Source organism: Rhodococcus sp. Leaf278 (genome assembly GCF_001426085.1).
GTDB lineage: Bacteria > Actinomycetota > Actinomycetes > Mycobacteriales > Mycobacteriaceae > Rhodococcoides.
Genome location: NZ_LMRR01000008.1, coordinates 1 through 12,407 on the forward strand (window position 1 = coordinate 1; position 12,407 = coordinate 12,407).

General features: G+C 64.2%; 11 protein-coding genes and 1 pseudogene. 3 read left to right on the top strand and 9 right to left on the bottom strand.

The window, feature by feature from the left end:
- A pseudogene (locus tag ASG84_RS09460) lies at positions 1–293 on the bottom strand (hypothetical protein); the annotation flags it as partial.
- A 431-nt stretch (positions 294–724) separates the two neighbouring features.
- On the bottom strand, positions 725–1,141 hold the full coding sequence (locus tag ASG84_RS09470; RefSeq protein WP_057476787.1) for a MarR family winged helix-turn-helix transcriptional regulator: 417 nt from the start codon (positions 1,139–1,141) through the stop codon (positions 725–727).
- A gap of 99 nt (positions 1,142–1,240) precedes the next feature.
- Between ASG84_RS09470 and ASG84_RS09475 the strand changes: the two genes are divergently transcribed.
- The gene (locus tag ASG84_RS09475; protein ID WP_057476788.1) at positions 1,241–2,158 is read left to right on the top strand and encodes an alpha/beta hydrolase; all 918 of its coding nucleotides are present in this window, start codon (positions 1,241–1,243) and stop codon (positions 2,156–2,158) included.
- A gap of 75 nt (positions 2,159–2,233) precedes the next feature.
- Here ASG84_RS09475 and ASG84_RS09480 read toward each other — a convergent pair whose 3' ends face one another.
- The 6 genes from ASG84_RS09480 to ASG84_RS09505 form a co-directional block, all read right to left on the bottom strand.
- Complete coding sequence (locus ASG84_RS09480) at positions 2,234–3,310, bottom strand: XdhC family protein (protein WP_057476789.1); 1,077 nt, start codon at positions 3,308–3,310, stop codon at positions 2,234–2,236.
- Between the two features lies 1 nt (position 3,311).
- The gene (locus ASG84_RS09485; RefSeq protein WP_057476790.1) at positions 3,312–4,754 is read right to left on the bottom strand and encodes an NCS2 family permease; all 1,443 of its coding nucleotides are present in this window, start codon (positions 4,752–4,754) and stop codon (positions 3,312–3,314) included.
- Between the two features lie 110 nt (positions 4,755–4,864).
- Positions 4,865–7,189 carry a xanthine dehydrogenase family protein molybdopterin-binding subunit gene (locus tag ASG84_RS09490; protein WP_235581606.1) on the bottom strand — a complete coding sequence of 775 codons (2,325 nt, stop codon included), beginning with the start codon at positions 7,187–7,189 and terminating at the stop codon, positions 4,865–4,867.
- Positions 7,186–8,538 carry an 8-oxoguanine deaminase gene (locus ASG84_RS09495; RefSeq protein WP_057476791.1) on the bottom strand — a complete coding sequence of 451 codons (1,353 nt, stop codon included), beginning with the start codon at positions 8,536–8,538 and terminating at the stop codon, positions 7,186–7,188. The genes ASG84_RS09490 and ASG84_RS09495 overlap by 4 nt, the downstream gene beginning before the upstream one ends.
- The gene (locus ASG84_RS09500; protein ID WP_032378620.1) at positions 8,535–9,008 is read right to left on the bottom strand and encodes a (2Fe-2S)-binding protein; all 474 of its coding nucleotides are present in this window, start codon (positions 9,006–9,008) and stop codon (positions 8,535–8,537) included. Before ASG84_RS09500 ends, ASG84_RS09495 begins: the two co-directional genes overlap by 4 nt.
- Positions 9,009–9,010: 2 nt before the next feature.
- The gene (locus tag ASG84_RS09505) at positions 9,011–9,877 is read right to left on the bottom strand and encodes an FAD binding domain-containing protein (protein ID WP_057476904.1); all 867 of its coding nucleotides are present in this window, start codon (positions 9,875–9,877) and stop codon (positions 9,011–9,013) included.
- Positions 9,878–10,024: 147 nt separating this feature from the next.
- Between ASG84_RS09505 and ASG84_RS09510 the strand changes: the two genes are divergently transcribed.
- Positions 10,025–11,530, top strand: coding sequence for a PucR family transcriptional regulator (locus tag ASG84_RS09510; RefSeq protein WP_235581607.1), 1,506 nt, complete (start codon positions 10,025–10,027; stop codon positions 11,528–11,530).
- Positions 11,531–11,554: 24 nt separating this feature from the next.
- Positions 11,555–11,851, top strand: a complete 297-nt coding sequence (locus ASG84_RS09515; protein ID WP_057476792.1) for a putative quinol monooxygenase — start codon at positions 11,555–11,557, stop codon at positions 11,849–11,851.
- A 68-nt stretch (positions 11,852–11,919) separates the two neighbouring features.
- On the opposite strand, the gene ASG84_RS09520 is transcribed toward ASG84_RS09515, so the two are convergent.
- Positions 11,920–12,312 carry a winged helix-turn-helix transcriptional regulator gene (locus ASG84_RS09520; protein WP_057476793.1) on the bottom strand — a complete coding sequence of 131 codons (393 nt, stop codon included), beginning with the start codon at positions 12,310–12,312 and terminating at the stop codon, positions 11,920–11,922.
- Positions 12,313–12,407: the final 95 nt, after the last annotated feature.

Sequence of the window (12,407 nt, forward strand, 5' to 3'; positions counted from 1 at the left end):
TCTCGCGCCAGCTCAACGCCTCTAGCCCCGGCCTCGAATGCTGTCCGTACTAGGGGTAGTCGCGTGTGCAGGGCAACACCGACCGAGATGTACGATTCGGCGACCGTCGCCGAGCAGCCCAACGCGGCCGCCATCTCGGTGCGCCCGTACCGGCTGTAATGCTTGAACTCGGTGTCGTGGGTGATCCAGGTCCGATGGACGTCGTAGCAGGCGGCGATCTTCCGGGCCGCCTGACGATTTTCTGCCTGCGCAGCGGCGGTCAACGCCTCCAGCGACACGATAGGTACAGCCATCCCCATTCACCCCCCGGTGACCCGAAACAAGAACGCATGTTCGAACTGGGCAAAGAGTATCGCGACCCTCCGACAAGAAACGAAAACCCGCGATCCAAGGCCACTGAGCTGCACGTTTTCGTACAGGGTCCAGCCAAGTAATCCGTGACGCGGGGTGAGGTTACGACCGGACGTCGTCTTCCCGAACCTCTGAACCGCGATCTCGTCCACAGCCGAGGCAACGGCGGAACTCGCCAGAACAGTTGTTCATTCGCCTTTCCGAGCCGGAACACGTTGTGTCACAGGTACTGCCGAGACCGCTGGTCCCGCATGGGCAACCCAAGGCCTCTCTGCCCTGCCGGCCGGGGTCGGCTCCGGCCGGCTGAAACAGCACGCACCACTCGTCTCGCAAGCCGAGTGAGTTGTGAGGCAACCCGCCCTGACTGCGTCGCCTAATCGTCCGTGACGAGCGACAGCAGGATCCTCTGAAAGTCGACTCTGTCTTGCTCGTCCAACTTGTCCATCATCGCGCCGAACTCTGCCGCGAGAGCAGCGAGTGCTCGCTCCAGGACCACTCGGCCCTCCGCCGTTGTCGATAGTCGATGACGACGCAGATCGGTTTCATCGATCTCCCGGGTAACCAAGCCCTTAGCGACAAGTGCACGAAGATAAACCGTGACACTGGCCTTGGGCAACATCAGGTGTGCAGCCAACTCGGCCGGATATTTGCTGTTGTCCACCTCGTCGAGAACGAAGAACTCCTTGGTCTCGATCCCGAGATCGTCCAACTGCGGCGATGCCGCGTTCATCACTCGAGTCAAGAGCCTGTGGTTCAACTTCCACAACTGTGCCGAATCGGTCGACTGCATACACCTCTCCTCAACTGGTACAGTTTCGTACTAGTTCCATATCGAACAATCATGTTTTGCATACATTGCGAAGCTGAACAAGAATACGGGAGAAGCTTCATGATCGAGCACCTATCCATCCCTCGGGGCACCCTCACCTTGGCAGCCGATCTACACCTACCCGACAATGTCGATCGGACGCAGCCGCATCCACTCATCGTGCTGTCCACTCCGGGTAGCAGCGTCAAGGAGCAGATCGGTGCCAACTATGCGGTAGCGCTCGCCCGCCGGGGAATCGCAGCCATCACGTTCGACCCCGCCTACCAAGGCCAGAGCAGCGGCGAACCACGCGATCTCGAAGATCCCTACCGTCGGGGCGAGGACATCTCTTACGTGATCGACGAAGTGACAACACTCGACATGATCGATGCCGAACGCATCGGAACCCTCGGGATCTGCGCCGGAGGCGGCTACGCAGTCCACACGGCCCGCACCGACCACCGCATCAAAGCCGTCGGCACCGTCGTCGCGAGCAACATCGGAGCGGCCTGGCGCGCGGGCTCAGCTCCCAACGGCCCAGCTGCAGCCCTCGACGAACTCGCCGCGGCCCGATCAGCGCACGTGGCCGCAGGTACGGTCGAGCGCGCGAACTGGCTGCCCGATACTCCCGAAGACGCAGTTGCACTTGGCATCACGGACATCGACAGCACCCAAGCGATCGCCTTCTACCGGACCCCGCGCGGCAGCCACGAACGTTCCACCAACCGCCGACTGTCACGAAGCGATTCACTTCTGATGGGCTACGACGCATTTCACCTCGTCGATCCGCTGCTCACCCAACCCCTCCAAGTGATCATCGCCGGTCGGAAGGGCAACACCGGCCAGTACGAAGCAGGAATGGCATTGTGGGAAATGGCCCCGAATCCCGTCGACCTGCTCATCGTCGACGGTGCCGGCCACTACGAAATGTACGACGAGGCGGAGTACGTGGATCAGGCAGTCGACAGGCTCTCGACGTTTTACAACCAGAACCTCTGATCGCTGAGTGGAGCCCGGGAATCGAGGAGCCGTGGCAGCGATACTGCATGTGGCTCCGAGCCCCGAGGCATCGAACTATGCGTACTTGGCGTCCGCCCCGTCGTGGTGAATCGGGCCCGCTGTTCGTGTCAGTGGCAGCGCACTACCCCCACGTCGCACGGCGACGAATTCCGCCGCGATAGCCAGCGCAGTTTCCTCGGGCGTTCGGGCTCCCAAGTCCAAGCCGATCGGCGACTTCAAGCGTGCGAGCTCCTGCTCGGTCAATCCGACGTCGCGCAACCGAGCCGCGCGATCGTCGTGAGTTCTGCGCGAACCCATCGCCCCTACGAATGCAACGGGCAATCTCAACGCCACCTCGAGCAGCGGCACATCGAATTTGGCGTCATGTGTCAGCACGCAGATCACCGTCCGGGCATCGACTTCCGTCCGCGCCAGGTAGCTGTGCGGCCATTCGGTGACCACCTCGTCGGCGTCGGGAAACCGCGCTGCAGTGGCGAATACAGGTCGAGCATCACAGACCGTCACGTGATAGCCGAGGAACTTGCCCACGTGGGCGAGAGCCCCGGCGTAGTCGATGGCCCCGAAGATCAGCAGCCGCGGGGCAGTGGCGTACGACTGCACGAACACATCTAGGTCCGGCCGGCAGCGCACCGACCGAATGCCGGTACCCCCGGAGTCCAACATGGCCAGTGCCTCACCCACGACCACTGCGTCGACGTCCGACAAACCGGTCGTCCCCATGGTCGCCGAGGACGAGACCGCGAGCGATTGCCCGGAGCCGTCGAGCATCGTCACCGTGGCCACCGCAGTGTCCGACGCGATAGCCGCGAGCACAGCCCGCGGAGGGCCGAGGCGTACGAACACCTCGATCACTCCCCCGCAGGTCAAGCCGACAGCAAAAGCGTCGACGTCGCTGTACCCGAACGACTCTCGCCTGGACTCGCCGGTTTCGAGAACCTGCAGGCACAGCTCGTACACCGCGCCTTCGACGCAGCCACCGGAGACGCTGCCGACGGCCTCTCCATCGGCGCAGACCGCCATCGCGGCACCCGGAAGCCGTGGAGCACTTCCGGATACCGCGATGACCGTCGCCACCGCGTAGGGAACACCGTCGTGGTCCCAGGCAGTCAGACGATCGACGATCTCTTTCACGTTACGAGATTCCCAACGCTTCTTCGATGGGGTGCAGGGCGAAGTAGATCACGAATATGCCCGACATCAGGTACAGCAGCCAATGCGTCTGGCGTGCTTTGCCTTTGGCGAGACGGACGAGGGTGTACGAGATGACACCCGCCGCGACTCCGACGGTGATCGAGTAGGTGAAGGGCATCAGCACGATCGTCAGGAAGGCCGGAATCGCGATCTCGGTGTTCTCCCAGTCGATCTTGCGTACGTGCGTCATCATCAGCGCTCCCACCAGAACCAGCGCTGGGGCTGCTGCTCCGACAGGGACAACGCCGGCCAACGGGGTGAAGAAGATCAGGCTGGTCAGTAGTCCGCCGGTGACGACGCTCGCGAGACCGGTTCGGGCACCTTCGGTGACGCCGGCCGCGGACTCGACGACCGCGGTGTTGGCGGATCCGTTGATCGCACCTCCAACGATGGCACCGATGCCGTCGACGGTGAGGATGCGACTCAATCCCGGCATCCTGCCCTGCTTGTCGACCAGGCCCGCTTCCTCGCCGACACCCAGGATGGTTCCCATCGCGTCGAAGAATCCCGAGAGCACGAGCGTGAACAGCACCACCGAGGCCGTCACGACCCCTGCCCGAGCGAATCCACCGAACAGGTCGACGTTGAACAGCAGGTCGAATTGCGGAGTGGCGACGATGGAATCAGGCACTTTCGGTACCACCGGACCCCAGGCCTTCGGATCGATGTCGAACACCGAGTTCAGAATGATCGCCAGGTTGGTCGCGACGAATATCCCGATCAGCATCGCGCCCGGCACTTTCCGAACGAACAGCATGATCATCAGGATCAGGCCGACGCAGAACACGAACACCGGCCAGCCGGCGAGCTTGCCGAACGTGCCGAGAGTGACTGCGGTGGAGGCGGCCTCGTGGTGACCGACGAACCCGGCGTCGACCAGGCCGATGAGCGCGATGAAGGCACCGATGCCGACCCCGATCGCCTGCTTGAGCACCAAGGGGATCGCATCCATGATGAGCTGCCGAATGCCGGTGAGGGCGAAGACGACGATGATCACGCCCTCGAGCACCACCAGGCCCATTGCCTGCGGCCAGGTCATGTACGGGGCAGCCTGAAACACCACGATGGGGGTCACGCCGAGGCCGGCCGCCATCGCGAGGGGCGCGTTGCCGACGACGCCCATCAATATGGTCGTCAGGCCGGCAGACAGAGCGACCATCGTCGACAGTTGTGCCGCATCGAGCGTCGCGCCCGTGACATCACGCGCATCGCCGATGATCAGCGGAATGAGGACGATCAGGTACGCCATCGCCACGAAAGTGGTTACACCGCCGCGGATCTCACGCGATACCGAAGAGCCTCGGCCGGTGATATCGAAGAACTTGTCGATCTGAGATCGACCCCGTCCACTCTTGCGAGTACTGGGTGTGTGTACATCGGTCATGATCGGCCCTCCCAGGGCGTGATCAACCTTTCTCCGAGCGTGTGACGGTGACCGTGCCGGGGGAGTTGGCCTCGGGTCGCGCTGTGCTGGAGAAGGTCTCATCGAATGAATCAGGGGTTGACGATGTGTTCGGGTCGAACGGGAACTCGGGTCAAGGCGAGCCCGGTGGCGTTGCGGATGGCAGCGACGACGGCGGGCGTCGACGACAGCGTGGGCGGCTCGCCTGCGCCGCGAAGGCCGTAGGGTGCCAATGGATCCGGGTTCTCGAGAATGTCCAGCTTCATGGGCGGCATGTCGAGAATCGTCGGGATGAGGTAGTCGGTGAACGACGGGTTCTTCACCAAACCGTCGACGACGACGATCTCCTCCATGACCGCAAGGCCGAGGCCTTGGGCTGTGCCGCCGTGGATCTGGCCCTCGAGCGAGAGACGGTTGAGGATCTTGCCGACGTCCTGAACAGCGGCCATCTCGACCACTTTCACGAGCCCCAGATCGACGTCGACGTCCACCACGGCGCGGTGGACACACAGGGCGAGCTGGGTGTGGCTCGCGCCCTGCCCGGTGACCGGATCCATTCCGCTGGTGGGGCGATGGTGAAATTCGCGTGTCTGCTCGATGACTCGGTCGCCGAGGACGTCCTCGATCGTCGCCAGCACACCGTCGGTGGCGGAGACGATCTTGCCGCCGTCGAGGCTCAGGTCGGCCACCGCACGCCCGAGGTACAGGCCGGCCAGGACGAAGATTGCCTCGCGGACGGCCTCGCACGCGGTCTTGACGGCACCACCGGTCATGTACGACTGGCGTGACGCCGAGGACGATCCCGCGTTTCCGACCTTGGTGTCGGCCGGGTGGATGACGACCTTCGTGACGCCGAGTTCGGTGCGAGCGATCTGCGCTTCGAGCGTCACGAGCCCCTGACCGACCTCTGCCGCGGCGGTGTGCACCAATGCCGTTGCCTCGCCGCCGATCACCTCCAGTCGAACGCGCGCGGTGGAGTAGTCGTCGTAGTTCTCGGAGAAGCAGATGTTCTTGATCCCGACGCCGTAGCCGATCCCGCGTACGACGCCTTCGCCGTGCGTGGTCTGCGAGGCTCCGCCCGGCAGGTTCCTGATGTCCGACGCATCCAGCGCAGCAGGCAGTTCCATCGCTTCCGCTCGGGCGAGCATCTCGGCGAGCGGTGCGGGCGCTTCGATGACCTGACCGGTCGCGAGGATCGAGCCCTGGCTGACGGCGTTGATCTGACGAATGGCGACCGGTCCGATCCCGCAGGCTTCACCGAGCTTGTCCATCATCGACTCGTACGCGAAACATGCTTGCACTGCACCGAACCCGCGCATCGCACCACACGGCGGGTTGTTGGTGTAGACCCCGTACGCGTCGATCTCGATATTCGGGATGATGTACGGTCCGACGCCGAGCGAGGCCGCGTTGCCGACGACGTTCAGGGTGGCCGAGGTGTATGCACCACCGTCGAGGATGATCTCGACATCGGCGAACACGAGTTTGCCGTCGCTGGTCGCACCGTACTCGTAGTGCATCTGCGCCGGGTGGCGGTGCACGTGACCGAAGAACGACTCGTAACGGTTGTAGACGATCTTGACGGGCTTGCCGGTGTGCATGGCGAGCATCGCGGCGTGGATCTGCATCGACAGGTCCTCGCGGCCACCGAACGCTCCGCCGACGCCGGCGAGCGTCATCCGGATCTTCTCTTCGGGCAGACCGAGGCACGGGCCGATCTGCGCGAGGTCGTTGTGCATCCACTGCGTTGCGACATACAGATCGATGCCGCCGTCCTCGGCCGGTACGGCGAGTCCGGATTCCGGTCCGAGAAATGCCTGGTCCTGGATCCCGACGGCGAAGTCGCTGCTGACGATGACGTCCGCGGTCGCCCGAGCGGCGGCGACGTTGCCGACGCGGACCGGCTGATGCCGCGCCACTCCGCCGCGTTCCTGCACCTTCGGGTATTCCGGATCCAGGGCTGCGCGGCGGGCATCGGTCAGGGGCTCGAGCACGTCGTAGACGACCACGATCTTTTCCATTGCGCGCCGGGCGGTCTCGGGATGGTCGGCGGCGATGAGCGCGATCGGTTCACCCTCGTGTCGTACCTCGTCGAAGGCCAACACCGGCTGGTCCCACGTGTGGTCGAGTCCGAAGCATTTACGTCCAGGCACGTCCTCGTGTGTGAGCACAGCTTCGACACCGGGTGTTGCCAGTGCCTTCGAGATGTCGACGGAGACGATCCTCGCCCGGGGATGCGGGCTGCGAAGCGTTGCGCCCCAGAGCATGCCGTCGATGAACAGGTCCGAAGAATATGCGAACTCGCCCTTCACCTTCAGCGTGCCGTCGGGTCGCAGTGGGCTGTCGCCGACGCGGCCGCGGCCCGGGGCCGGGATGTCGGCGGGAGCTTGCCGGGGTGTGGTGGTCGGGGCGCTCACAGTACGTCCTCCGCGAGTGTCATCAGGCGACGGTGCGCATCGGCTCCGGCGCGGCCTATCTCGTCCTGTGGTGCGCTGGTCAGAACATCGTTCTCGACGATCGTTCGACCGCCCACCATCAAGCGAGCCAGCGGAGGTGTCTGCCCGTAGGCGAACGCAACGACGGGGTCGTCCACGGCCGAGTAGAACCCGTCGGTGCGCCAGATCGCGATGTCGGCCAGCTTGCCGACCTCGAGCGAACCGATCTCGCTCTGCCGTCCCAGTACTGTTGCGCCGCCCAGGGTTCCGATCTCGAGTGCCTGACGCGCGGTCAGGGCCGTCGGACCGAACTTGGCTCTCTGCATGTACATCGCCTGCCGCACCTCTCCGGCCAGCGGCACCATCTCGGCCGAGGCGGAGCCGTCGACACCGAGGCCGACGGGTGCGCCGGCCGCGAGGAGATCGGAGATTCGGGCGATGCCTGCGCCCAGACGTGCATTGGAACTCGGGCAGTGGGCAGTGCCGGTGCCGGTGGCCGCCATCTTCGCGATGTCGGAGTCGTGCAGGTGGACTGCGTGGGCGAACCACACGTCGTCACCGAGCCAGCCGACCTGCTCCATGTACTCGACCGGGGTGCAGTTCATCTGAGCGAGGCAGTGCTCCTCCTCGTCGAGGGTCTCGGCCAGGTGGGTATGCAGCCGAACACCTTTGGAGCGAGCGAGCCCGGCGGACTCCACGAGCAACTCTTTACTGATGGAGAAGGGCGAGCAAGGTGCGACCGCGATGCGGAGCATGGAACCGAAGGAGGCGTCGTGATAGGTGTCGATGGCCTCGGAGGTGGCGGTGAGGATGTCGTCGAGTGATTCGACAACCTCGTCCGGCGGCAATCCGCCGTCGGACACACCCCGGTCCATCGAGCCGCGGCACGGTTGGAAGCGGACACCGATGCGCTGTGCCGCATCGATCTCGGCGGCGAACAGATCGCCTCGGCCCTTGGGGAAGATGTAATGGTGGTCGGTGCTCGTGGTGCACCCGGATTTCGCCAGCCATCCCAGACCCGCTGCGGCGGCTCCGCCGACGACTTCGGCGTCCATCTTGGACCACGGCTTGTACAGTGCAACAAGCCATTCGAACAGGGTGTTGTCCTTGGCAAGACCTTGAGATGCCCACTGGTAGAGGTGATGGTGGGTGTTCACCAGGCCAGGGGTGACGAGGCAGCCGGACGCATCGATCGTCTCGGCCCCGGCGATGACCGGTGCCGGGCCCGAACCGATGGCGCTGATCGTGGTGCCCTCGACAACGAGGTAGCCGTTCGGGATTTCGTCGCCGACGATCGGAGCGATGTACGCACCGGAAATGACAGTGGTCATTTGGCCTCGGCCTTTCGGGTTGCTGCGAGCCGCACGGCGTCCAGGATCTTCTCGTATCCGGTACAGCGGCAGAGGTTTCCGGCGAGAGACTCGCGAATCTCGACATCGGACGGGTTGGGAACGCGCTCGATGAGATCGTGCGCCTGGACTACGAGTCCCGGGGTGCAGAAGCCGCACTGGACGGCTCCGCACTCGACGAACGCCTCCTGCATGGGGTCGAGCTTGTCACCGTCGGCGAGGCCTTCGACGGTACGAATCTCGCGGCCCTCGACCTGGCCGGCGGCCACCAGGCAGGCGCAGGCCGGGATACCGTCGAGATAGACGGTGCACGATCCGCATTCACCTTGCTCGCACGCGTTCTTGGATCCGGGAAGACCCATGCGCTCACGCAACAGGTACAGCAGGCTCTCGCCCTCCCAGACGTCGTCGGCTTCCATGTCTTTTCCGTTGATGGTGCAATTGACTCGCATGTTCAGGCCACCTTCCGTGCGGCTGTGAGGTCTCGCCATGCCCAACCCAGCGTGCGCCGGGCCATCACGGAGAGGGCGTGCTTGCGGTAATCGGCAGTGCCTCGTACGTCGTCGATGGGACTTGCTGCCGCACTGACCAATCGCCCGAATTCCTCGGAGACGCGCGGATCGAGGGCGCCGTCCCAGTCGAGTTCGGCCGCGAGGTAGTTCTCGGCATCGTAAGCCCGCCGGGGCGTCGGCGCAGCGGAGCCGAGTCCGGTGCCGACGCGGCCTTCCTGCGGAAACAGTGCGATCGAGAACGAGCACACGGCAATGACCATCGCGTTGCGAGTGCCGATCTTGGAGAAGTACTGAGGTCCCGCAGCCGGCATGACGTGGAACGCTCGGATCAGCTCGTCGGGCTCGCAGCAGTTGCGCTTGACACCGAGGTAGAACTCGGTCGCGGGGATCATCCGCACGCCGCGTGCGGCCGACTCGACTTCCACGGTGGCGCCTGCAGCAAGCAACGGCGCGTGCAGATCACCGGCGGGGGATGCGCCGCCGAGATTGCCGCCGACGGTGCCGCGATTACGGATCTGCGGGGAACCGACGGTGCGGGACGCTTGTGAGATGCCCGGAAGCCTGGCTCCTAGCTCGGCGATGATGCGCACGTACGGCACGCCTGCTCCGACCCGGAGCGTTCCGTCGGCCAGCTCCTCCCACTCGGTGAGTTCGGTGATCGGGTTCAGGTCGAGCAATCCGCCCGGCCGATGCAGGTCGAAGTTCATCTCGACCATGACGTCGGTGCCGCCCTGGATGGGCACCACGTCGACGTCGTCGGCCTTGGCGGCCAACGCATCGACCCAGGTCTGTGGTCGCAGGAAATCCATGTTCGGTGCTCCGCTCGCTGTCAATATTCTGTGTTCACCCAGTACAGCCGCCGAGCGAGACAGGAACGAGAGACAGGAACGACGAAGTATGACGCCGATCACAGTGTAGGTTTTGGAGGATCCTACGAAGAGGAGGTCGATGACACCGTGAGACTGCGTGATCTGGCCGATCTCCCCGATCTGAAGCTGCAGCCGGTCGTGACTCCCGAGCATTTCGACCCGACGATCAGGTGGGTCGTCACCACCGACATGCTCGATCCGAGCCGTTATCTCAGTGGCGGCGAACTGGTGTTGACCGGCTTGATGTGGCGGGCGGGCCCGGAGGATTCGAGAACCTTCGTGCGGGCGGTGTCCAAGGCCGGAATCGCGGCGCTGGCGGCCTCCGATGGCGGTGTCGTGCCGGACGACCTGGTCGATGCCTGCCGCGAACACGGTCTGCCTCTGTTTCGGGTGCCGGCCGACATCGCGTTCGCCACGGTCACCGAAAGTGTCGTGCGTCAGCTCTCGACGGCGCGAGCATCGGATCTGAGCCTCGTGCTGGATCGCCATCGACGCCTGGTGGCGAGCGCCGGACCCGGCGGCGGCCTGGGGCCGCTGTTGGAGATGGTGAGTTCCGATCTGGGTATGAGGTGCTGGGTCGTCACGTCGTCGGGACGCGTTCTCGCCGGATCCGAGAACCCGCCCGACACTGCGGCCGTGGCGCAAGAGTTCATTACGTCGGTACGTCTGCCGCGGTATTGCCCAACGCAGCGGGTGTCGATCTTTCCGGTCGACGGGGAGGCCACTCCTCGCGTCGTGGACTGGTTCGTTGCTTTCGAAAGCGATTGGCAGACATGGGATGTTCCGAGAACATCGCTGGCCGGCCAGTTGGCGTCGATCGTCGCCGTCGAACGCGGTCGCGCCGACGAACGAGTGTCGGGATCGGGCATCCTGGCCCAGGAATTCGTCCGCTCCATCGTGGGTGGCGCGTCAGCGGCCGACATCCTGGCGCAGATGCACGTCATCGGACTCGACACCGAAACACGCTATGCGGCAATCGTTGCCGCGACCTCCGGAGAGGCGTTACGGCTCGGTGAGTTGCGGCCATTGCTGCGAGAATTGCTGGCGCCGCTCGACATCACGTTGGGAGTGGTCGAGAACGAGGCCATCGCTCTGGTGGAGGCCCGCACCGACAAGACCGACTCCATTCGGCGTGCCGTCCTGTCCGTGGCCCCGGGATTGATCGGTAGCGGCACCACCATCGGGGTCAGTGCCCCCACCGCGGCCGCCGACATCAGAAGTGCAATCGAGGAAGCGCGCTACGCTCGCCGGCTCGCCGAGGGGCGGGGTGCGGATTGCAGCGTCGTCGGGCATGACGAATTGGCCACGCTGGCAATACTTCTGGCAAATGTTCCTGACGACGTCCGGCGGATGTTCACCTCGAGGCTGCTGGATCCTCTGACGGAGTACGACGATCAGCACAACAGCGATCTCATCGCCACGCTGTCGGTCTACCTCGACACCAACGGTGCCTGGACCCGATGCGCCGAGCAACTACACATGCACGTCAATTCGGTTCGGTACCGAATGCAGCGCATCGAGGAACTCACCGGTCGTGACCTGTCGCGACTGGAGGACAGAATCGAGTTCTACTTGGCTCTTCGGCTGAGATGATGCGTCCCGGTCTACCCTGGAGGCATGGCTCTCATCGCAACACTGGATCTGACGTTCAAGCCCGAAGCTCTCGCCGATGCGCGTGCGCTGCTGCGCACGGTGCTTGCCGATACCCGCGCGTTCGAGGGCTGCCTCGGCGTGGAGGTGTGGGTGGACGAGGAGAACGAGGCGCATGTCGTCGCCTACGAGACGTGGGAGTCGGCCGAGGCCGACGCGAAGTACCGCGAGTTTCGCGCCGGGCCGGGCAAGATCACCGAGATGCCGCCGCTGTTGGCCGCCGCGCCTGTGCTGACGAAATTCACCGTCGATTCGTCGATCTAGCCTCGGTACCGAGGTCACGTGGAGTGCACGTCGGCGCCGAATCTGCGCGCCTCACCGACGGCACGCCGTCAGCCGCGGGGCGCCGCGTCATATTCCGTACGGGCCTTTTCGATCAGGTCCATGTGCTCGTAGGACCAACTGCGAATCACGGCAACCGCCTCGGCAAGATCCGTGCCGAGCGGAGTCAGTTCGTATTCGACTCTTGCCGGGACACTTGCATACACAGTGCGTTTCACCAGCCCGTCGCGTTCGAGAATGCGAAGTGTTTGCGTCAGCATCTTCTGGCTGATCCCGTCGACAGTGCGTCGTAATTCTTGAAATCGCAGCGTGCCGCGTTCGAGTGCGTACAGGACCAGCAAGCTCCAGCGGTCACCTATCCGATTCACGACTTGCCGTGTCGGACAGCCGGCGGCGAGTACGTCGAAGCGTCCGTCCGGAGATGTGGTCGGGGACGTGGACATTGCGCTGACCTCCTTGGTTACCGCGGGGTGCCTGCAGCACTTGATACTGCCTACTTACGAAAGTAGCCCACATTCGCAAAGCTGGTCTCCAGAAG